Raw genomic sequence first — 20385 nt, 5'->3', positions numbered from 1 at the left:
TACCCGATAATGATTATTATTAAGGTAGAAAATTCCAAGGAGGTAAAAACTTGAAAACAATTGAAAGGAAGAAAAAGAGAAATACTAAACAGAAAGCAATAGTGTTTCAGGTTGTTCAGGATTCACATGACCATCCAACTGCCGAAACTGTTTATGAAAGGGCAAAAAAAGAGCTTCCCACAATAAGCCTTGGCACTGTTTACAGAATCCTGAAGGAGTTAGTTGCCGAAGGGAAAATTAAAGAAATCATCATAGATAAACAGTCCAGATTTGATCCAAAAACTGAATTCCACCATCATTTTATCTGTAAAAAGTGTGGAAAGATAGAAGACGTTAAAACTCCTCTATGCAAGTACACATGCAAAAAATTGGAACAAAAGGGGTACATCATCGAAGAAATCGAGTACAAATTTTACGGTCTATGCGACAAATGTACTGCTGAAGATTAGTGCATGTTTTTTCTTTAATTGCACAAATTTTGTTCACAAATAAATAGCCAGAAATGATGATTACATTCTTTCTATTCCGTTAATAATCAAGAAAATCCATATCTTAACCAGGAAAGAACTCAACCTGGCACAATTTTTGTTAGAATAAAAGCCAAATCAACCGGGGGTATAGAGAGATGAAAAAAATAGAGGCAGTTATAAAGCCTTTCAAGTTAGAAGAGGTAAAAGACGCCCTCACAGAAATAGGAATCCAGGGACTTACAGTCTCAGAAGTAAAAGGGTTTGGAAGGCAAAAGGGACATACAGAACTTTACAGAGGCGCAGAGTACGTGGTGGATTTTATTCCGAAAATCAAAATCGAAGTTGTAGTTCCTGACGATATAGCAGAAAAAGTTGTTGAGGCAATCGTTAATGCAGCAAGAACTGGAAGAATTGGCGATGGGAAAGTTTTCATCATCCCAATTGAAGATGCTGTCAGAATAAGAACAGGAGAAAGAGGCGAAAATGCAATCTAACATACTAGGAAAGGAGGGGCAAATGAGGCCAAAGAACCCTAAGGAAGTCGTAGAGCTCATCCAGAGAGAAGGAATTAAGTTCGTAGACCTCAGGTTCACAGACATGTTCGGAATGTGGCATCACATCACATTCCCAGCACATGAAATCTCCGAAGAGAGCTTTGAACAGGGACTCTTCTTCGATGGTTCATCAATCAGACAGTGGCAGCCAATCAACGCAAGTGACATGATGTTCAAACTTGATCCAACAACTGCAGTTGTTGACCCACTCTCTGAAATCCCAACACTTGTTGTAATTGCTGATATCGTTGATCCTGTTACAAAAGAGCCATATCACAAAGATCCAAGAAACATTGCCAAAAAAGCACTCGAATACCTTAAGTCAACAGGAATTGGAGACACTGTTTACTGTGGTCCAGAACCTGAATTCTTCATATTTGACGATGTTAAGTACGACGTTGGAATGAACTACTCATTCTACGAAGTTGACAGTGTTGAAGGTATCTGGAGAACAGGTGCAGACGAGAATCCAAACCTTGGACATAAGATAAAAGTAAAAGGTGGTTACTTCCCTGTTCCACCAGCAGACCAGCTTGATCACATTAGAAAAGTAATGGCAATGAAGATGGAAGAAGCCGGTCTTGTAGTTGAAGCTCTTCACCACGAAGTTGCGACAGGTGGACAGGGTGAAATCGACTTCAGATTCGGTACTCTTATTGAAGCTGCTGACAATATTCAGTGGGCTAAGTACATCATCAAGAATGTTGCAAAAATGTTTGGTAAGACTGCCACATTTATGCCAAAGCCACTTTACGGCGACAACGGAACAGGTATGCACACTCACATGTCAATCTGGAAGAACGGTGAGAACCTCTTCCACGGTGATAGCTACGCAGGACTTTCTGAAACAGCACTCTACTTTATAGGTGGAATCATTAAGCATGCAAAAGCGGTTTGTGCGTTTACAAACCCAACTGTTAACTCTTACAAGAGACTCGTTCCAGGATACGAAGCACCAGTAAACCTCTGCTACTCTGCAAGAAACAGATCTGCTTCAATCAGGGTTCCAGTCGTAACAAGTCCAAAAGCTAAGAGAATTGAGGTTAGGTTCCCAGATTCCTCTGGAGCTCCATACCTTGCATTTACTGCACTTCTCATGGCTGGACTTGACGGAATCGAAAACAAGATCCATCCAGGTGAGCCTGTTGATAAGAACCTCTATGACCTTCCACCAGAAGAACTCAAAGACATCCCAACAGTTCCTGGTTCTCTTGAAGAGGCTATCGATGCTCTTGAAAAGGACTACGAATTCCTCACAAAAGGCGGCGTAATGACAGAACAGTTCATTGAAGACTACATTGAGTACAAGAGGAAGGAAGAGATTGATCCAGTAAGACTCAGACCTACTCCAATGGAATTCTTCCTTTACTTTGACGTTTAATATTCTGGCTCCCTTCGGGGAGCCTTTTAAACAGCAAAAACTCTTCTCTTTAACAGTCTTTCAAATTCATCAGCAGAAATCGGTGGAGAGAAGTAGTATCCCTGTCCTTCATTACAACCTATTTTCCTCAGGAACTCCAGTTGTTCTTTTCTTTCTATTCCTTCTGCTACAGAAGTCATTTTTAGAAGTTTTGAAATATCAACAATAAACTTAACAATATTCCTGTCCTCCTCACTCTCTGGGACATTTTTAACGAACGATAGATCTATCTTCAGCTCGTGAGCTTTTATCATCCTTAGTCTCGAAAGAGATGAGTAACCAGTACCGAAATCGTCAATTGAAATCTTCACTCCATAGTCAACCAACGCTCTGATAGTTGAGAACAGGTTATTTGAGTTTACAGTCGCCTCGCTTTCCGTAATCTCAATTATTAGCTTTTCTGGGGGAACTCTTAGCTTTTCAATTGTTCTACGAACTAATGGAAAGAACCTACTGTCCAAAAGTTGAGATATTGAAACGTTAACGGCTACTGATGTATCGTACCCATTTTCCAACCATTTCTTTAAATTCTCAAGACTTTTTCTTAGAATAATTCTTCCAACATCAAACATAAGTCCATATCTGATAATTACAGGAATTGCTTTATCTGGAGGAACAGACAATCTCATCAATGCTTCAGCACCCATAATCTTTCCCGAATTTAAGTCCACTTTGGGCTGAAAAAGAACATTTATTTTATTGTTTCTAATATCTTCCTTTATCTTTGAAAGAATCTCTATCGTTTCTTTTGAAATTTCAAGATCAGGAGAGTAAATCGCAAAGGACATTTTTATTTCACGGGCATGTTTTAAAGCTATTTCTGCCTTCGTTACAACGGAATTACCATGCTCTGGATAGAAAGAAAAACCAATGTTAACCGACAGAAAAATCTCATGACCATTGACTCTAAAAGGTACTTCTAACAGCCTTTCTACTTTGTTTACAATATACTTAACTTCTTTGATTCTATCTCTTTCTCTTAAACTAACAATTAAGAACTGATCAGAAACAGCTTTTAAAATGTAATAATAGTTCGGATCAAAAGATTCCCTAAGTCTCTCCGCAAACTCTTTTAAGACTTTATCTCCAGCTTCTATTCCAAATGAATCATTTACCAAAGAAAAATTGTCAATATCAATAAGACCCACTAAAAAACGCTTCTCACTTTTCCTTAGGTTTTCTATAAACTCCAGAGCACTTTTAAGATTTGGAAGACCTGTAATCGAGTCATAACTGTGAAGATCTACCATTTCAGTTAAGAAATTTTTCTCTCTGGAAATGTCAAAGAAGAGAGCTATTCCAAACGGAATTCTATCGATAAATGTTGATGTTGCAATTATTAAAAGATGCCTTCTAATACCTGACAAAAGGTCAAAACTTCCAATCCATTTTAAAACCAGTTCTTTTTCAACAGCCTCCTTAGAGAAAAGCTTGTGAATGTTTCTTCTTATCTCCTCTGGAAGGAAGTTGTTTACCGGTGAATCAACTATTTCATTATGGGGCTTTTCGAAAATCTTTTCTATAAAAGTATTTGCATAGACAATTTGTTGTTTAAAAACAAGAACTCCTATAGGGATTTTCTGGAAAATTCGACTTAATAAGAATACTTCTTTAACAGGAATTTCTTTTATAGGTATCTTTACTTTAACATAAATTTTTAACTCAGCTATCCTTATATAAAGAACAACTGTACTATCAACCATTTCTATAAATGATATTTTATCTTTAAATTTCCCTATCCACTCTGGAGGTTCTTGATCCGAACCCTCAAAAAACAGTTCTAACTTAGCAATATCCCGTTCCAGTTCCATCTTCAATCCCCCTAAGGTGTAAGGAATTCTTTTAGTTTTAAAAAATTAACGTTTCGGCAACATATTTTATTAAAGAAAAATAAAAAAGCAATTAGCAAAACAAAAATAATTACCTCAAATTTCCATGTCAAATTTATAAGACAATTTATTCTAAATCGTTCTGCGGGAACGATATTTATAAATCGATATTCCTCTTCAAAAACTGCTAAAACGTCTCCTACTTCTTTAAACTATGATTTGTAACTTTATTTGTCTTCTAAATTTATCTCTATTAAAAAGAAGCCATTAAAATAAAATCTCTCTACTTATCAAATCTCCCAAATTCTCTCTCTGTCTTATAACCCTTGCCTTTCCATCCTTAACCATAACTTCGGCAGGTTTCGGTCTTGAATTGTAGTTTGAAGCCATTGTGAATCCATAAGCTCCAGCACTGAGAATAGCAATTATTTCTTCCTCACTTAGAGGTGGAAGTTCTCTATCCTCTGCTAACATATCTCCAGTTTCGCAAATGGGACCAACAACGTCAGCTTTTCTCAGCTCTCCTTCTTTCTTAATAGCTGGAACTATGTGGTGGTATGCCTTGTAAAGAGAAGGTCTCGCAAGGTCGTTCATTCCAGCATCGACTATGTAGAATAGCTTCTCTTCTCTCTCCTTTTTATAAATAACCTGTGTGAGAAGAACCCCGGCGTTTCCTGCAATTCGCCTTCCTGGTTCAAGGATGAGCGTACAGCCGAGCTCTTTTACAACTGGAATAATCTGGTCTGCAAGGGCTTTTGCCGGTATTGGGGGTTCAGAAGGATTGTAGTTTATTCCGAGTCCGCCACCTGCATCGAAATATTCAATTTCTATTCCTATGGAATGGAGTTCTCTAACTATCTCAGCCACTTTCCTCGCAGCCTCTCCAAATGCTGAAACGTCTGTAATCTGTGAACCGATGTGAAAGTGAATACCAATTGGCTCAACATTTCTTAATTCCTTAGCTTTTCTGTAGAGCTCCACAGCCTCATCAAAAGTAACACCAAACTTGCTTGTTTTAAGTCCTGTGGAAATGTAAGGATGGGTTTTAGCATCAACTTCAGGGTTAACCCTGAAAGCAATAGGAGCAACTTTCCCAAGCCTTTCAGCCACCCTATTTATCGTATAAAGTTCGCTTTCCGATTCAACGTTAAACATTAGAATTCCTTTCTCAAGGCCATACTCTATCTCGTCCGGCCTCTTCCCCACACCTGCAAAGACAATCTTTTTCGGATCAATACCAGCGTTCAAAGCTCTAAATATTTCCCCTTTTGAAACGGTATCTGCACCTGCTCCAAGGTCTCCTAAGACCTTTAAAATGGAAAGGTTTGAGTTTGATTTAACAGCAAAGCAGGTGATATGCTTAACTGAGGAAAAAGCAGAGTCAAACTCTCTCAACCAATACTCTAAAGCAGACCGACTATAGACGTAAAGTGGCGTTCCAAATTCCTTCGCAAGCTTTTCTGCATCAACACCATCTATCTTTAACTTTCCGTTTTCGTAACAAATAAAAGGGAATAGTTCTTCTCTCATTTCCTTACCTCTTTAGAGTTTGGCACAATTATAACTCTTTTATCAACAAGCCTGTTCCCATAGAGACATTTTTTCGTATAAGGAAAAACATAGCTGGAGTAAATAAGGCAGTTCCTATAAGACTGACCTTCCGTTGATATAAACCAGAACGAGTTTAATTTGTAGCCATCTACAGTGAAAGTTTTATTGGTTACCGTGACAGGAGACAGAAACGCATAAATCAAAAGGAAGGCAGGAGGCAGAAAGGATAGCAACTTCTTTCTCGAGAGCAAAAAGAAAAGCATCACTATCAGCACCGTTCCAGAAATCCAGATGGGCACCTTTGAATAGAAGATAAAATCCCTTGTAAAGAAGAAGAGTTCCTGACTGAATTGAATAAAAATACTCCCCAGAACTTCTACTATTCTATTAACAAAGCCAACTTTGAAGAAAGTGACCTCCGCAAGGAAAGTTACTATAAGAAAAGGAACAAAGACAAATCCCGCAATCTGAGAGTTTACAACCGACATCAGATTAAAAGTTCCAAAGCTTGATAGAACAACAGGAACTGTGAAAAGTGCTGGTGCAATGGGAAAGAGCAGAATTTTTAAAGCTTTACTTTTAACGGAATCAATGACAACCAGTATTCCTCCAACGGCAAGAAACGACAGAACGGCACCAATGGATATGTTTCCCGTTACTGCTGTAATAAAGAAAACAACTCCAAGCAGATAAAAAAGGGAAACTTTTCTGAAACTCTCTACACCAAGAGAAACAAAAAGCGTAAAGAAATAGGCTCTAACGGCCGAAGGTGGCAATCCTGTAAGGGGCATTAAGGGAAGAACAACTAAGGAAGCTTTTGTTAAAGGCTTTTTCAAAGAAAGCATTCTAAGTATAAAAGCAATGGTACCTATAACGATACCTATATGGAGCCCGGAGATGGCGAGAAACGGATAAAGTCCTGACAAAAGAAAATAACTTTTAACAGCATCTGGAATCTCTTTCCTTACTCCAAGGGTAACTCCTCCTGCCACAGAGGAAATCGGGTAAGAGATACTTTCTTCAAGCTCTCTGTATATTCTCAATCTGAGATTCGGAAGTAGATAGAGAAAAGGATTTCCTTTCTGAATGACTCTTCCTGATTCATCAACTATATCACCAATTTTTACATCGTCTTCAACAGGAACTCTTGACCTATTTAAAGGTATTGAAATTTTTGCATCATCCCACTGTTCAGTTATCCAGACAACCTTCTCAGGACTTTCCAGAGGAGAAAAAAACGTGAACTACTCCGCCCTTACGGACGGAGCTTCTGGTAGGGATGGACTCCCACCCAGAAGACCCGCTTGGGATTCCTGCTTCAGCGAGGGATAGCTAATCCCCTCTTTTGAGGAGACCCCGCCAGTGCCCTCTCCACAGGCGTAAGTTCGGGTCGCTCCGACCCTACCACCCGTAAGGTGGGTGAGCCCTTCTTCCAGTATGTTTACACTTGCGTTGTAGTCTCTATCAAGCTCTACTCCACAAATAGGACATTTGTGTATCCTGTCTGCTAAGGTCTTCGGAACTTTGTGTCCACATACACTACACTTTTGACTCGTGTATGCAGGATTCACTCTTACTACCCTTGCCCCTGCCATTACAGCTTTATAGGTAGCAAAGGCAATAAGAGTTCCCCATCCTGCATCAAGTATCAGTTTTGCTAATCTGTTATCCTCTACAAGTGCAGGTATGTCAAGGTCTTCAAAGGTTATCAAGTCATAGTTGTCAACAAGGTATCTTGATAGCTTGTGAAGGAAGTCCTTCCTTGCGTTCTTTATCTTTTCGTGAACCTTAGCTACTCTCTTTCTCTGCTTCTCAAAGTTTGAGCTTCCTTTCTCTTTTCTGGAGAGTTTCTTCTGCTGTCGTTTTAGTCTTTTTTCAAGTTTCTGTAAAAACTTAGGATGCTCTATGAATTCTTTTTCACTCGTTACCGCAAGATGTTTTACGCCTAAGTCTATTCCTATTGCTTTTTCTCTTTCCCTCACTCTTTCTTCAGCTTCTTTGAGTATCTGGTCAAGGTCAACTTCTACGCTCACGCATACATACCAGCTTCCCGATGGTTCCTTCTTTATCGTTACTGTTTTTGCTTTCGTCCAGTCTATTTCTCTATGGAGTCTTATTTTGAGCTTACCTATTTTAGGTAAGTGGAGATATGCAAATCGGTTGTTTTTCTTTTCCAATTTGATTATAGGAACTATTTCCCCTTTCTGTTTCATCCAGACTTGTGGAAATGTGAGGGACTTGTATTTCGCTGTCGGTTTCTTTTTGGGATATCCTACCTTAACCTTTTCTCCTTTTTTCTTTCTCTTTATGTCCTGAAAAAACTTCTGAAATGCTTTATCTACTCTCCTGAGTGTATCCTGGAGAACCTGAGAGTGGACAAGTTTTAGTATCGGTTCTTTTTTCTTGAGCTTAGGTAGATTGTTTTGCTGTTCCGAATACTTTACAGTCCTCTGTTCTTCCTTCCAGACTCTTTTTCTTTCTTCAAGTGCATGGTTGTAGAGCCAGCATAAAGCAAAAAGCCAGTTTTCCAGTTTGTATTCCTGTAACGCTGTAGGATAAGCTCTGAACTTATAAGTAAGCAAAAACTTATCTTCTTCCTTGACTCTGGACATATCTCTTTACGTCCTCCAGTTTGACCTGTCCAGTTGTCGCTATGAAGTAGGATGGAGACCAAAACTTCCCACCCCACAACTCTCTTTTCATAACTTCTGGAAACTCTCTCCTAAGTTTCCTTGAGGTTACTGATTTGAGCGAGTTCACAAATCTTGAAAGCATAATCGTAGGTCTTGCGGAAAACAAAATGTGAATGTGGTCTTTATCTGTCTCCTGTTCTATTATCTCAATACCAAAGTGTTCTGCTACTTCCACAACTATCTCTTTTAGCCTATCCGCAAGTTTTCCTACAAGAACTTTTTTCCTATACTTTACCACTAATACAAGGTGGAACTGAAGTGAATATACAGAATGACATCCCTTGTCCAGCTTGTATTCCATGCTTTTATTCTATAGTCAGAACCGACGCTTGTCAACAACGCCTTGCGGCGTCGCTCTGTATCCCCTCCCTTACGGAAGGGGACTTAGAGCGTATTTTTAGTTAAAAAGGACAAACACGAAAAGGGCGATTACTGTTCCTAGTAGAAGTTCTGACAGTTTAAACTTAAACCAGTAGTAAATCAACAAAGTAAGCGCTGCCAATAAACAAAATATAAAGTAGGGCTTACCAAAATTTTGAATCGTAATAACGAGGAAACTTAGGAAAAATACGTATGAGGTATGCTTCTCCAACCTTAGAAAATTTCCCCCTTTTTAAACATCCTGGAAATCATTTTATCAAAATGCTTAGGATAAACTTTTTGAAAGCGTTAGTGTTGAAGAACAAAATAAAGTTTGATTTAATTGTAAAAAAGCATATAATTGATTTCTGCAATTTTGCCGGTGGAGGAGGCAAACCCGCCTTGAGTGTTATTTAACTTTATATAGAGGAGGAATGAAAATGGCAAAGACCCTCGGCGTCCACATCGTCGCTGACTTCTACGGATGCAATCCAGAAATTCTCAAGTCTGCTGAAAAGATGGCAGAAATCTTCGAGGGGGCAGTAAAACACGCCAACCTCAACAAACTCTCTTCTTACTACCACCAGTTTGAGCCATTCGGCGCAACGGGGGTTGTAGTAATATCAGAATCACACCTTTCATTCCACACCTGGCCTGAGCACGGATATGTTGCGATAGATGTCTATACTTGCGGAGATCATGAAAATGCCTTTAAGGCTTTTGACTATATAGTAGAAAAACTCAATCCTGAAAAAATCGAAAAAGAAGTTCACTTTAGAGGAGTTGTTAACGAAGAGGAAGAAGTTACCTTCTGTGCAAGCGTTGGCTGAGTTTACTTAAAGGGGGAGAGCCCTCCCCCAAACATTACTCCTCTTCTCCAAATTTCCTTTCAATCTTCTCCTGCTCCAGTTTGCACTTTATGCAGAGCTCAGCAACCGGCCTCAGCTTAAGTCTTTCATAGTTGATACAAGCTCCACACTTCTCGCAAATTCCGTAAGTTCCTTCATTAATTTTCTGGAGAGCTTTCTCTATCTTTTTTAGGTACTTTGCTTCCCTGTCTCTAATTCTCATCTCAAAGGTTTTAAGAATCTCATCAGTTGACATGTCAACGACATCTCCAACTTCTCTTTCACTTTGGAAGTTTTCTTCTAACCCTCTTTTTATGTCTTCTATTACCTCTATCTTTTTTTGTTCAAGAATTTCTTTTAGCTCCTTTATTTGTTCGGGAGTTAGGCACCTGTTCCCCTTCATGATTACCTCCTTCTTTTGCTGTGGGAAAAGTATCAGCAAACGTGTAAAATGTCAATGACACTTTTAAGGAGGCTGCCATGAAGCTGACAAAAAGAGTTTTAAACATGTCCCCTTCACCTACAATGGCAATTACTTCCAAGGCTAAGGAAATGCGAGCTAAAGGAATAGATGTTATAGGTTTTGGAGCTGGAGAGCCGGACTTTGACACTCCAGAGCATATAAAAGAGGCTGCCAAAAGAGCAATTGATGAAGGTTTTACAAAGTACACTCCTCCTGCCGGAATACCGGAACTCAGAAAGGCTGTTGCAGAAAAACTAAAAGATGAAAATGGAATAGATTACGATGTTTCACAGATTGTAATAACAGATGGAGCAAAACAGGCACTTTTCAACTTGATGCTCTCTGTCATTGAGGAGGGAGACGAGGTAATAATACCTGCTCCTTACTGGGTTACCTATCCAGAACAGGTTAAGTTTGCCGGCGGAAAACCGGTTTTTGTTGAAACAAAAGAAGAAAACGAATTTTCTCTTACTCTTGAAGATATAGAACCTGCGGTTACAGAAAGGACAAAACTGCTTATTCTCTGCACTCCAAACAACCCAACCGGTTCTGTCATAGACAGAGAAGAGTTAGAAAGAATAGGGAGATTCTGTGCTGAGAGAGGAATACTAATTGCTTCTGACGAGTGTTATGAAAAGCTTACATACGATGGATTCAAGCATACAAGCATAGCTTCAATTTCTGAAGAGATTAAGTCAATAACTGTTACCATCAATGCACTTTCCAAAGCGTTCTCAATGACAGGATGGAGAGTCGGTTATGCCGCTGGTCCAGAAGAGATAATAAGCTCAATGATAAAGATTAACTCTCAGTCCATATCAAACGTAAACTCCATTGCTCAGAAAGCTGCGGTAGCAGCTTTAACAGGTTCTCAGGATTTTCTAAAAGAGTGGCTTAAGGCTTTTGATGAGAGACGCCGTTACATGGTTGAAAAACTCAACGAAATTCCTGGAGTGAAGTGCCTCCTTCCAAAGGGAGCATTTTATGCATTTCCAAATGTGAAAGAACTCATAGAGAAATCCGGATTAAAGGATGACTTCCAGCTTGCAGACTATCTCCTTGAAAAAGCAAAGATTGCTGTTGTCCCAGGAAGTGCTTTTGGAATGGCAGGATATCTGAGACTTTCTTACGCAACCTCTATGGAAAGCATAGTAGAAGGACTTAAAAGGTTTAAAGAAGCTGTAGAGGAGCTCTTGAATGGCTGAAAAAGTGTTTAGGACTGACAAGTTTACTTTCTTAGGTTACACGCTTCTGGTTCTTACTTATACCCTTTTCTTTGGAACAATCGTTTACAAGTTTGGTGGCTTTTCCTTCAAATCGTTGATTATGGTTCTCCTGATAATTCCTGTTGCCGTTTACTTTTTCTTCCTTTTGAAGAAAAAGGTAGTTATTGATGATACTGGTATAAAGGTTTTTGGTATAACAAGAAAAAAAGAATTTAAATGGGAAGAAATCTCCGAAGTTTCCGTCTCTGCAGGAAGAAGATATTTCCTCTTCATAGCAGACAAAGATGGCAACGTTGCAGTAGTGGATGATTCAACAGAGAATTTCAGAGAACTGCTTGAAGAACTAAAAAATAGACTTCCAGAGAGTAAACTCCCTCCGAGCTTCGAAAATGTAGTCAAATCATACAAACGCTCTTACGGTAGCCTGGCTTTGATATACATTGCTTCTTTTATTCTTCTTTTTGTTCTAATCCAATCTTTAATTTGAAAATATTTGTTGTGCCGCCTTTTGTGGCGGCACCTTAAAATTTACCTCCCCCAAACGCTTATTAGCTTAATTTGAGGGTCGCACATTCTTTAACTTTTGCTGCTATCTCATCTGCCAGTTGTTCAAGTCTCCTGTAATCTTCATCTTTGGGAAGGCCTTTGACCATTACAGGTTCAATCCATTCAGCTTTCAGGTTCTTCAGCGTTTCCTTGATGTGTTTAACAGTTACAAGACCGTTCCAGCCGTAGGAACCTATAACAGTAGCAAACTTCGTTTTGGGTCTAAGACCATTTACAAGATATGCAAGTGAAATTACTGCTGGATGTGCTCCTGCAAGAACTGTTGGCGATGCAAAAACAACACCCGCTGCGTCAACCAGATCCATCACAACGTTTCCAATATCGACGGTTATGAGATTATAAGGTCTTACAGCAACTCCTCTTTCACTTAACTTTGAAGTCAGGAAGTCAACCATGTGGCGGGTACTTTCATGCATGGAAACAAAGGGAATGATGACTAAGGGTTTAACCTCGTCAGAAACCCATCTTTTGTAGGCTCTTAGTATGAATTCTGTTTCCTTTATTACAACACCGTGGCTTGGAGCAAGTATCTCGGGCTGAAGTCTGTCTATAAGGACAAGGTGTTTCTTTATGAAGTTCCTAAAAGGCATCATTATCTCTGCGTAGTATCTCTTTGTCTCCAGATAGACCTTTGCCCTGTTTTCATCAGAAGTGTCAAAGAGCTCACTGGTTGCAATATGGGAACCTAAAAAGTCGCAGGTGAACAAAACTTTATCTTCAACAGCATAAGTGAACATGGTTTCCGGCCAGTGAACCCAGGGGGCTATGAAGAACTGAAGGGTTTTATCTCCAAGAGAAAGAGTTTCCTCATCTTCAATTACCTGAAAGATATCTTCTGGAAGGTCAAGGAGATCGATAAGCATCTGTTTACATTTTTTATTTGTAACAACTTTTACCTCCGGATAGAGCTTAAGAATCTCCGGAATCATTCCAGAGTGATCCTGCTCTGAGTGGTTTGAGACTATGTAGTCGATCTTCTCAACTTTTAGCTCTTTCAGATTTCTTAAAAGTTCTTCTCCCTTGAGAGGTTCAACCGTATCGATTAATGCTGTTTTCTCACTTCCAAAGACTATGTAAGCGTTGTAGCTTGTTCCTTCAGGAAGTGTGACAAGCTCATCAAAGAGAACCCTATCCCAATCTATTGCCCCTACCCAATAGATTCCATCCTTTATCTTCTTCGCGGCCATTACTCCTCCACAGGTTCAAAATCTTCCTTTCCAGCTCCACACCATGGACATGTCCAATTATCTGGAAGTTCTTCAAACGGACTACCTGGTGGAATTCCGTTATCTGGATCTCCAACTTCTGGATCGTAGATGTAACCACAGGGAATGCATCTGTACTTTTTCATTATTACCCCCTGATTAAAAAAGATTCTTGATTTTTAATCTTATGGAGAGAATCAGGCAAAGGCAAGCAATTGTTCAGTAATGTATCCAAGAGATGCTTTATTCGTGTAATAGTCTGCCTTTTCAAAAACACTGACACTTTTTTGAAACTCTTAATTCACTGCCAATTACTCTTCATCAGAGACAAAATCAAGGGAAACTGAATTTACACAATATCTAACGTTTTTCTCCGTTAACCCCTCCCCGTAAAAGACATGCCCAAGGTGAGCACCACAGTTTGCGCAGACTATCTCTATTCTGTCATCTGGAAACTCCTCTGGAATTTCCCTGATAGCTCCAAGAATGCAATCGTCAAATGAAGGCCATCCAGAGGTGCAGTAGAACTTGTGTTCGCTCTTAAAAAGAGGAACCCCTCATCTCTTGCAGAGGTAGGTTCCTCTTTCAAAATGATTCCAGTACCTCCCTGTAAACGGTGGTTCAATCCCCTTTTTCAGTATAACCCACTTCTCAAAATCGGTCAGATGATCATCGTTAAATCTCTTTTTCAACAACAACTTCCTTCTTTATCCTTGAAATGAGTTCCTCAAAGGCCGGTAAAACATCGCTTCTAAACCTTCCAGCAACAACAACTATCATTATGTCATCACCTATCTTTAATCTGCCACTGTTTATCCAGACTCTCACTGCTTCAATTCCCTCTCTTTTTTCAATACTGGATATTACCTCCTTCAACTTTTCTTCATCAAAAGAAAGTTCCATTTCACTTACTTTTTCCCCTGTCTTTGAACTTGCTCTTACTATTCCGTTGTGAACAAGAATCATCCCAACGTTTTCTGGATTTGAAGCCTTTTTGACTTCCTCAATCAGTTTGTCCACAGACGGTCTCATAGAACTCCTCCATCCTGTTCAGATTTATTAAACTTCTCTTCTGATAATCTAACAACTCAAACCTTTTAAAATCAATCTTCTTACTCTTCAGCAACTCATGAAGCTTAGAAATCCTGTGTTTTCCAGATTTAAGAAATTCTTCCACAATGTAAAGCTGAACCTTTGAAATAAGGAAAAAGAGAGAGTGGAGCTTCCCTCTCTCCGAAACAACGGCTGGTGGAATCTCTTCCGAAAGAACTTTCAAAACTTCAGCCTTCACAAAAGGAACATCTCCTGGAAGGAAAAGAACCTTTTCGTTGGATGCAATCTTAAGCCCTGTAACAATCCCATAAATCGGAGAAAAATCGGTAAAAGATTCTGGAATAACTTTGATACCCTTTATGTGTCCAAACTTATCGGGAAACTTCCCAACGACCAGAATCTCAGGAAAATCTCTTGCAGCTTCAACAACGTGTTCAATCAAGAGTTTCCCGTAGAGATTTTGTGTCAGCTTATCCTTTCCAAATCTGCTACTCTTTCCACCTGCAAGGATACAGACTGTAACGTTCCTCAGTGTCCGCCCCCCCTTGCCATTTTAAGGGCATGTTTTATAAGAGGTAAGAACATTTCAAGGTTCTGTCTCACACCTTTTGAACTTCCCGGCAGGTTCAGAACAATGCAGTTTTCACTCAGAAGTCCTGCTTTTGCCCTTGACATTAGAGCCTTTGGTGTAAATCTGATTCCAAGGATGTGCATTGCCTCTGAGAAGCCCACCATCTCCTTTTCAATGATTTCAGAGGTAGCTTCAGGAGTTACATCCCTCTTGCTAAAGCCAGTTCCACCAGTTGTAACTATAAGGTTTGCTCCCATCTGTTCAAACTTTTTGATAGCTTCTTTTATCTTCTCTTTGTCGTCTGGAACAACTGTATAGCCAATAACATCCGCTCCAAACTGCTCCAGAATCTCTTTTGCAAGAGGACCGCTTTTATCCTCTCTCTTTCCAGCATAGGTTGAATCGCTGACTGTAATTACAGCCACCTTTAAGCCGCTCAGATCCTCTGCCCAATCAGACTTTCCACCGCTCTTTGAAACAACCTTAACTTCCTCTATAACCATGTTTTTGTCAAAAGCCTTACACATATCAAATATGTTCAAAAGCGCCATCATAACGGCATTCATCGCCTCAACTTCGTATCCTGTTCTCCAGATTCCCCTGACCTCCGCCTCAACTTCAACATAGTCTTCACCAACCTTTGTGTTCACCTCTATGTGGTCAATAGGAATTGGATGACAGAAAGGCATGAGCTCTGCAGTCTTCTTTGCCCCCATAAGCCCCGCAATTTGCGCTGCGGAAAGGACATCCCCTTTCGGAATTTCTTTATTGAGAATTTTCCTAACTGTTTCCGGAGAAAGCCTTATCCTCCCAACAGCTTTTGCTGTCCTTAAGTTGTCAAACTTTGTAGTAATATCTACTGTCCTCATCGGATTCCTCCAGCAGAGTTTAGGACTATTCTATAAAATCTTTTGGAGGCGACATGGAGAAAATAGGGATAGTAGCTTCTATTCTTCTGCTTCTCCTGGCAATTGTCAGGGAAAACAGGTTTTTACTTTTGGCTTCCTCACTCATCTTAACTGTAGTTCTCATCTACAGAAGCTTTCTTACTGGTTATCCGCCAATTTTCAATCCCTTTGACACGATACTTCTCTTTTCCCTTCTCTTTCAAATAGTTTCCTTCTTCCTAAAAGTTTCAAACAGAATAACCTTTGGATTGGCACTTCTCTTTACCTTACCGCTTCTCTTTTTCAAAACAGGATTCAAGGAGATACCGCCAATAATCAGGACTCCTCTTTTCTTTATCCACGTTGGGACTGCAATGTTCTCCTACTCCCTGTTCCTAATAGCTTCAATCTTTGCGGCTTTCAACCTGTTCGGTAAGGATTATAAAACTGAATCTGTTGTGAAATGGGGGCTTTTCCTCTTTACTCTTTCACTTGTTGTCGGAGGTGTCTGGGCTTTCCTTGCCTGGGGAGATCTTTTTCCCCTTGAGCCTAAATCTCTCTTCTCTCTCTTCATGTGGCTTTACTTTTCACTTCTGGTTCACTTAAAGTTTGATAAAGAGTTCGCAAAACTAAGGAACATTTTGACTCTGATTGGTGGTTTAGTAGTTCTTTTTACATTCCTTGGAGTCAATTTCCTATTTGGGGGAACTCATGGTTTCTAAAGTGCTGAAATCTGTTAAGCTGTTTGGGATTTTTACTCTTCTCTTTTTCGTTTCAGCGTTTTCCGTGGTCTCAATGTCTAACAGAACGATCCACGAAACGGATGTATTAAAGTTCTTCCAGGATTTTTCACTTCCGCTAAAGCTCTCAATTCTATCCCTTGGGGTTGTTTTTCTTTTGATTTCGATTCAAACCATCTATTGCAACTTAAAACGAAAGAAAGTCTCCCTTTTCTTTCATTTGGTAACGGGAATTACGCTTCTTCTCATCCTCTCTTTTCCTTTCTACACGAAAACTGAGGAGTTCTATCTCTACCCCGGAAGTTATGTAAAGGCTGGAGAAACTGTTGTGGCATTAGAAGATTTAAGGTTTGATAGGAAAACGATAAACATAACTGGAAAATTCTGGCTCAAAAATGAAAATGGAGAAGTGAAAGGCGATGTTTCCTACAACTCACCGCTCCTTTCAAAACTTGGAAACGTCTGGATTGAAGACGTAAAGTTTGAGATGGGAATTCCGGTTGTTGAGGTAAAATTCATGAAATTTACGATTTTTCCTTATCTGCTTCTTATATTCAGTATACTAATGGTGGTCTTACTTCCACTTGTGATGTTGTGATAAAGCTCAGCAGTGGTGGTTATTCGTCTACTGGAGTGTTTCGTTGCTCAATTATATCCAGCAAACTGAGTTGCTGTTTTTTTAGTGGTTTAATCTTTCGATTTATGATTTTTTCATTGCCTGTAATTTTTCCTGTTATAAGTGGAGAACCTACTTCATGAGCTTTTATATTTCTTTGAACCATCCTCTGACTGTAATTTGCATAACAATATTTACAGGCATGTTTGCAGGTATTATAGGCACCAATTCAATACTTTCTACACATCCACACGCATTTCTCTGATTTTTATCCTTTGACGCAGAGATTGGAAAGCCAAGAATTCGGGATATAAGTGCATCATCTATGCATTTTCCACGCTTTATCCCGAATTCTTCAAGATCTATATCTTCAGCACACGATTCTATTTTCAGACCATAGCTTTTTGAAATCTCAGCCAGATTCTTAGCAAGTATCCTTTTTTGATGAACATTGAAATTCTTAAGATAAATATCTTTCATATTATTCTGACATTTTTTATACATATCAATAAAGCTTATTATACACTTATTCGTATACTTTGAGAGCTTACTTGCGAGATATTCAAACCATTTGAGATGGTAATTTATGTCAAATTTATCCGTAAGAAATATAGGGTCATATCTCCAGATGACTTTATGTTTCCCTATTTTTTCTGACAATTTTATAAATGTTTCAATAACTTCTTTTTTTTTCTGGAACATTTTTTTCAATAGAAGAATCATAAGATGTAATTGTAAACTGAAAATAGTATTTATATCCCAGCCTGTCTATCAGATGTATTTTCTTGAGAAGAGGAGCAGGATTTTTTGACCAGAAAACGATGCATTCAACAATATTCGGTGAGAGAATAATCTTGAAAATTTGTCGAAAATTAAAGGGATTTCTTACATATAAAAAACCTTCCTGAAGACGACGAATAAACCAATCGGAATAAAATGCCGGTATATCAGTTCTTCTACTTGCACTTATTATCATAACCTGTTCTATCTTTTCTGGTATAGGAAAAACACAGTCTTTGTGGTAGATGGTTATTGCTTTTCTCTCCTCAATCGGTATTTCGTTTTGAATATAATTTCTTTATTCTGTACTAACAACTTCTGACTTTAAGATGTAGTGGAGGATAGAGTGTACACTGTAGCCGAAGAGAGGGAGCTCCAGAAACTAACTGATGAACTCCTGAAGCTCCTCGAAGGGAAAAAGAAAGATTACTGGAAAAAACTCTCAACTGAAGAAGCAAGAGAGTTAGCCGAAAAGCTGAGAAAAGTAATCAGATACCATGACTATAAATACTACGTTCTGGCAAATCCTGTAATTTCGGATTACCAGTACGATAAGCTTTTCCATGCCCTTGAAGATTTGGAAAAAGCTCACCCTGAGATAGCCACTCCCGATTCTCCTACTCAGAGGATTGCTCCCGCATTCACAGGTGAATTTGAAAAGGTCAAACACCTCGCAGAAATGATCTCCTTAGAGAATACATACTCTCCAGAAGACTTGAGAGAGTGGGATAGGAGAGTTAAACAGCTCCTTGCAAAGGATGAGGTTGAATACATCGTTGAACCAAAGTTCGACGGTGCAAGCATTGAGCTTGTCTATGAAGATGACCTCCTCCAGAGGGGTGTGACAAGAGGAGATGGAATTGTTGGTGAAGATATAACAATGAACATAAAGACGATAAAGACCATACCTCTGAGAGCACCCTTTTCTGAGCACGGCATAAAGCGTATTTCAATCCGTGGTGAAGTGATAATGCCAAAGAGTGTTTTTGAAAGGCTCAATAAAAAGAGAGAAAGACAGGGACTAACTCTCTTTGCGAACCCGAGAAATGCGGCTGCAGGAACTCTGAGACTTAAAAATCCGTCGGAGGTTGCAAAAAGAGGTCTTGACTGCTACACCTATCAGATACTCTATTCTGAACCAAAGAAACTTTGTGATGATATTAAAACCCAGTCTGAAGCTCTCAAACTTCTTGCAGAGTGTGGTTTTAAGACTCCTCACATTCAAAAGGTTTGTAAAAATATAGATGAGGTTATTGAAACGGTTCTACAGGCTCAGGAAGAAAGGGAGTTGTGGGACTTTGAAGCAGATGGAATGGTTGTAAAAGTTAACGATATCTGTGCCTGGAACGTTTTAGGCGAGACGATGCACCATCCAAGGTGGGCTGTTGCCTATAAGTTCCCTGCAAAGCAGGCTGTTACAAAGCTGATAGACATTGTGTGGCAGGTTGGAAGAACAGGAGCTCTAACTCCTGTGGCGATCCTTGAGCCTGTAGAAGTTGGAGGAGTGATTGTTTCAAGAGCATCTCTTTTTAACCCCGATTTCATCAAACAGAAGGATATTAGAATTGGTGACTATGTAATCGTTGAAAGAGCCGGCGAAACGATTCCTTACATCGTTGCCCCTGTAAAGGAGAGGAGAACTGGAGAGGAGAAACCGGTAGAGGTTCCCGCTCACTGTCCGGTCTGTGGAGCTCCAATTGTTAAAGAGTTAGACGAAGCTGTTCCAAGATGTCCAAACATCAACTGTCCAGCCCAGTTGAAAGAACACCTCATCTACTGGGGAAAAGTCTTAGACATAAAAGGTCTTGGGGAGTCAACTGCAAACATCTTGCTGAAAAAAGGTCTCGTCAAATCGATTTCAGAGCTCTACTACCTTGACAGAAATGATCTAATAAAACTTCCAGGATGGGGAGTTAAGAAGACAGAGAACTTACTGAAACAGATAGAAAAATCGAAAGATGCCCCATTCTGGAAAAAGCTAACAGCTCTTGGCATAAGACACGTTGGAGAGAAAACAGCTCAACTTCTTGCCCAAAAGTTTGAGGATATAAACGAGCTTATGAACGCTTCTTTCTCTGAGCTTGCCTCCATTCCGGGTATTGGACCAATTACGGCAACCAGCATAAAGAACTTCTTCAAGGCTGAACAGAACGTTGAAATGATTAAAAAGCTTGAGGAAGCAGGTTTTTACTTTAAGAGAACAGAAGAGGAAGAAAAGGAAAGAGAACTTCCTCAACCTCTTGCGGGACAGAACGTTGTGTTCACCGGAGAGCTTGAACACTTTACAAGGAAAGAAGCCCAACACATCATCAGCCTTTTAGGTGGAAATCCTACAAACTCCGTTACGAAGAAGACGAGTTTTGTTGTTGTAGGAGAGAACCCCGGCTCAAAGTTTGCAAAGGCTCAAAAGCTTGGCATTAAAATACTAAACGAAGAAGAGTTCTTGAAGATGCTTAAGGAGTTTTCAAAGGATAACCCGGAGGTTAAAAAAATCTTAGAGGAGAAAGGACTCCTCTAAGGCCTTCGGGCTATGTTCTTACTGTCAAAGAAAA

At 39.5% G+C, this 20385-nt stretch carries 22 protein-coding genes and 1 pseudogene; 9 read left to right on the top strand and 14 right to left on the bottom strand.

Features of this window, described 5'->3' with window-relative positions:
* Nucleotides 1-50: 50 nt before the first annotated feature.
* The 3 genes from ACYQ3A_RS08180 to glnA all read left to right on the top strand — a co-directional run bounded on the left by ACYQ3A_RS08180 (nucleotide 51) and on the right by glnA (nucleotide 2405).
* On the top strand, nucleotides 51-449 hold the full coding sequence (locus ACYQ3A_RS08180) for a Fur family transcriptional regulator (protein WP_459896782.1): 399 nt from the start codon (nucleotides 51-53) through the stop codon (nucleotides 447-449).
* Nucleotides 450-625: 176 nt separating this feature from the next.
* On the top strand, nucleotides 626-964 hold the full coding sequence (locus ACYQ3A_RS08175) for a P-II family nitrogen regulator (protein WP_459896780.1): 339 nt from the start codon (nucleotides 626-628) through the stop codon (nucleotides 962-964).
* A gap of 22 nt (nucleotides 965-986) precedes the next feature.
* Nucleotides 987-2405: a type I glutamate--ammonia ligase gene (gene glnA, locus ACYQ3A_RS08170; RefSeq protein WP_459896778.1), complete on the top strand. Its 1419-nt coding sequence runs from the start codon at nucleotides 987-989 to the stop codon at nucleotides 2403-2405.
* Nucleotides 2406-2431: 26 nt separating this feature from the next.
* Here glnA and ACYQ3A_RS08165 read toward each other — a convergent pair whose 3' ends face one another.
* From ACYQ3A_RS08165 to tnpA, 5 genes are all read right to left on the bottom strand, one after another.
* Nucleotides 2432-4255 (bottom strand): putative bifunctional diguanylate cyclase/phosphodiesterase, encoded by a 1824-nt coding sequence (locus ACYQ3A_RS08165; protein ID WP_459896776.1) that lies wholly within the window; start codon nucleotides 4253-4255, stop codon nucleotides 2432-2434.
* 285 nt (nucleotides 4256-4540) lie between these two features.
* Nucleotides 4541-5803, bottom strand: a complete 1263-nt coding sequence (gene lysA / locus ACYQ3A_RS08160; RefSeq protein WP_459896774.1) for a diaminopimelate decarboxylase — start codon at nucleotides 5801-5803, stop codon at nucleotides 4541-4543.
* A complete protein-coding gene (locus ACYQ3A_RS08155) occupies nucleotides 5800-6867 on the bottom strand; it encodes a ComEC/Rec2 family competence protein (protein WP_459896773.1) in 1068 nt (355 codons plus the stop codon). The genes lysA and ACYQ3A_RS08155 overlap by 4 nt, the downstream gene beginning before the upstream one ends.
* Nucleotides 6868-7068: 201 nt before the next feature.
* The gene (locus tag ACYQ3A_RS08150) at nucleotides 7069-8436 is read right to left on the bottom strand and encodes an RNA-guided endonuclease InsQ/TnpB family protein (protein ID WP_459894822.1); all 1368 of its coding nucleotides are present in this window, start codon (nucleotides 8434-8436) and stop codon (nucleotides 7069-7071) included.
* The gene (tnpA, locus tag ACYQ3A_RS08145) at nucleotides 8411-8818 is read right to left on the bottom strand and encodes an IS200/IS605 family transposase (RefSeq protein ID WP_459894824.1); all 408 of its coding nucleotides are present in this window, start codon (nucleotides 8816-8818) and stop codon (nucleotides 8411-8413) included. The genes ACYQ3A_RS08150 and tnpA overlap by 26 nt, the downstream gene beginning before the upstream one ends.
* A 499-nt stretch (nucleotides 8819-9317) precedes the next feature.
* On the opposite strand from tnpA, the gene speD reads away from it, so the two are divergent.
* Complete coding sequence (gene speD, locus ACYQ3A_RS08140) at nucleotides 9318-9707, top strand: adenosylmethionine decarboxylase (protein ID WP_459896771.1); 390 nt, start codon at nucleotides 9318-9320, stop codon at nucleotides 9705-9707.
* 34 nt (nucleotides 9708-9741) lie between these two features.
* Here speD and ACYQ3A_RS08135 read toward each other — a convergent pair whose 3' ends face one another.
* Entirely contained in the window at nucleotides 9742-10128 is a 387-nt protein-coding gene (locus ACYQ3A_RS08135; RefSeq protein ID WP_459896769.1) for a TraR/DksA family transcriptional regulator, read from the bottom strand.
* A gap of 77 nt (nucleotides 10129-10205) precedes the next feature.
* On the opposite strand from ACYQ3A_RS08135, the gene ACYQ3A_RS08130 reads away from it, so the two are divergent.
* Nucleotides 10206-11393: a pyridoxal phosphate-dependent aminotransferase gene (locus ACYQ3A_RS08130; protein ID WP_459896767.1), complete on the top strand. Its 1188-nt coding sequence runs from the start codon at nucleotides 10206-10208 to the stop codon at nucleotides 11391-11393.
* Nucleotides 11386-11901 (top strand): PH domain-containing protein, encoded by a 516-nt coding sequence (locus tag ACYQ3A_RS08125; RefSeq protein ID WP_459896765.1) that lies wholly within the window; start codon nucleotides 11386-11388, stop codon nucleotides 11899-11901. Before ACYQ3A_RS08130 ends, ACYQ3A_RS08125 begins: the two co-directional genes overlap by 8 nt.
* A gap of 61 nt (nucleotides 11902-11962) precedes the next feature.
* Here the strand turns inward: ACYQ3A_RS08125 and ACYQ3A_RS08120 are convergent, their stop codons facing one another.
* The 6 genes and pseudogenes from ACYQ3A_RS08120 to moaCB all read right to left on the bottom strand — a co-directional run bounded on the left by ACYQ3A_RS08120 (nucleotide 11963) and on the right by moaCB (nucleotide 15679).
* On the bottom strand, nucleotides 11963-13168 hold the full coding sequence (locus ACYQ3A_RS08120; RefSeq protein ID WP_459896763.1) for an FprA family A-type flavoprotein: 1206 nt from the start codon (nucleotides 13166-13168) through the stop codon (nucleotides 11963-11965).
* Nucleotides 13168-13332, bottom strand: coding sequence for a rubredoxin (rd, locus tag ACYQ3A_RS08115; RefSeq protein WP_459896761.1), 165 nt, complete (start codon nucleotides 13330-13332; stop codon nucleotides 13168-13170). Before rd ends, ACYQ3A_RS08120 begins: the two co-directional genes overlap by 1 nt.
* Nucleotides 13333-13497: 165 nt before the next feature.
* Nucleotides 13498-13878: pseudogene (locus ACYQ3A_RS08110) on the bottom strand (peptide-methionine (R)-S-oxide reductase).
* Nucleotides 13862-14218, bottom strand: coding sequence for a molybdenum cofactor biosynthesis protein MoaE (locus ACYQ3A_RS08105; RefSeq protein WP_459896759.1), 357 nt, complete (start codon nucleotides 14216-14218; stop codon nucleotides 13862-13864). The pseudogene ACYQ3A_RS08110 and the gene ACYQ3A_RS08105 overlap by 17 nt, the downstream one beginning before the upstream one ends.
* A complete protein-coding gene (gene mobA / locus ACYQ3A_RS08100) occupies nucleotides 14190-14750 on the bottom strand; it encodes a molybdenum cofactor guanylyltransferase (RefSeq protein ID WP_459897444.1) in 561 nt (186 codons plus the stop codon). Before mobA ends, ACYQ3A_RS08105 begins: the two co-directional genes overlap by 29 nt.
* A 17-nt stretch (nucleotides 14751-14767) precedes the next feature.
* Nucleotides 14768-15679 carry a bifunctional molybdenum cofactor biosynthesis protein MoaC/MoaB gene (gene moaCB / locus ACYQ3A_RS08095; protein ID WP_459896757.1) on the bottom strand — a complete coding sequence of 304 codons (912 nt, stop codon included), beginning with the start codon at nucleotides 15677-15679 and terminating at the stop codon, nucleotides 14768-14770.
* 53 nt (nucleotides 15680-15732) lie between these two features.
* On the opposite strand from moaCB, the gene ccsA reads away from it, so the two are divergent.
* Both ccsA and ACYQ3A_RS08085 read left to right on the top strand, forming a co-directional pair.
* Complete coding sequence (gene ccsA, locus ACYQ3A_RS08090) at nucleotides 15733-16419, top strand: cytochrome c biogenesis protein CcsA (protein WP_459896755.1); 687 nt, start codon at nucleotides 15733-15735, stop codon at nucleotides 16417-16419.
* Entirely contained in the window at nucleotides 16409-17035 is a 627-nt protein-coding gene (locus ACYQ3A_RS08085) for a hypothetical protein (RefSeq protein WP_459896753.1), read from the top strand. The genes ccsA and ACYQ3A_RS08085 overlap by 11 nt, the downstream gene beginning before the upstream one ends.
* A 165-nt stretch (nucleotides 17036-17200) precedes the next feature.
* Here ACYQ3A_RS08085 and ACYQ3A_RS08080 read toward each other — a convergent pair whose 3' ends face one another.
* Nucleotides 17201-17755, bottom strand: a complete 555-nt coding sequence (locus tag ACYQ3A_RS08080; protein WP_459897443.1) for a DUF1848 family protein — start codon at nucleotides 17753-17755, stop codon at nucleotides 17201-17203.
* Nucleotides 17727-18029: a DUF1848 family protein gene (locus tag ACYQ3A_RS08075; RefSeq protein WP_459896751.1), complete on the bottom strand. Its 303-nt coding sequence runs from the start codon at nucleotides 18027-18029 to the stop codon at nucleotides 17727-17729. The genes ACYQ3A_RS08080 and ACYQ3A_RS08075 overlap by 29 nt, the downstream gene beginning before the upstream one ends.
* A gap of 150 nt (nucleotides 18030-18179) precedes the next feature.
* Between ACYQ3A_RS08075 and ligA the strand changes: the two genes are divergently transcribed.
* Nucleotides 18180-20351, top strand: coding sequence for an NAD-dependent DNA ligase LigA (ligA, locus tag ACYQ3A_RS08070; protein WP_459896749.1), 2172 nt, complete (start codon nucleotides 18180-18182; stop codon nucleotides 20349-20351).
* The last annotated feature ends 34 nt before the right edge of the window (nucleotides 20352-20385 follow it).

Source organism: Desulfurobacterium crinifex (genome assembly GCF_054656775.1).
This window is presented reverse-complemented; position numbering and strand designations above follow the sequence as displayed.